We start from the raw sequence: 622 nt of genomic DNA, 5'->3' as shown, positions 1-622 counted from the left end.
AAAGAATCTAAAGTCTTACTTACGCTCCACAGGCTAACACTGTCTGCCCGACAGCTTTAATATTCAGTGCCGCATTTATGTCGCGGTCTAGCTCGCTAGAGCATTGAGGACACGACCATTTGCGGATATGTAACGGCAAGGGATCGACAACGTGACCGCAGCAATTACAGCGTNATCGACAACGTGACCGCAGCAATTACAGCGTTTAGAGCTTGGATACCACTTATCAATCTTAACTACAGTTCGACCGTACCACTCAGCTTTGTAGGTAAGTTGGCGCACGAACTCGCCCCAGTTGGCATCGCTAATTGCTTTAGCAAGTTTTCGATTCTTGACCATGTTTTTTACGCTCAGACTTTCACAGCTAATCACTTGATTATCGTTTATCAATTGGGAAGTCAGTTTGTGGGTGAAGTCGTGACGACAATCAGCAATCTTTGCTTGAACGCGAGCGACTTTCTTTCTGGCTTTGTGGAAGTTAGAAGAACCTTTCTTCTTCTTCGATAGCACACGTTGAGTCTTAGCTAGTTTACTAGCGTAACGCTTGGTGTGACGGGGATTTCCAGACTTGAAACCGTTGGAGGCAATAACAAGGTCAGTCAAACCTAAATCAATACCGACT

The 622-nt window shown here is 45.2% G+C and carries 2 protein-coding genes; both read right to left on the bottom strand.

All coding sequences use genetic code 11. The features are described from left to right. Nucleotides 1-19: 19 nt before the first annotated feature. Nucleotides 20-139 carry a zinc ribbon domain-containing protein gene (locus I6E78_RS18870; protein WP_269435636.1) on the bottom strand — a complete coding sequence of 40 codons (120 nt, stop codon included), beginning with the start codon at nucleotides 137-139 and terminating at the stop codon, nucleotides 20-22. Continuing rightward, nucleotides 88-603 carry an RNA-guided endonuclease TnpB family protein gene (locus I6E78_RS18500; protein WP_442960321.1) on the bottom strand — a complete coding sequence of 172 codons (516 nt, stop codon included), beginning with the start codon at nucleotides 601-603 and terminating at the stop codon, nucleotides 88-90. The genes I6E78_RS18870 and I6E78_RS18500 overlap by 52 nt, the downstream gene beginning before the upstream one ends. Nucleotides 604-622: the final 19 nt, after the last annotated feature.

This window comes from Pseudoalteromonas sp. NZS127, from assembly GCF_015864805.1.
Classification (GTDB): Bacteria; Pseudomonadota; Gammaproteobacteria; order Enterobacterales; family Alteromonadaceae; genus Pseudoalteromonas; species Pseudoalteromonas nigrifaciens.
The sequence above is the reverse complement of the archived record's forward strand: the minus strand, read 5'-3'. Positions and strand labels throughout refer to the sequence as shown.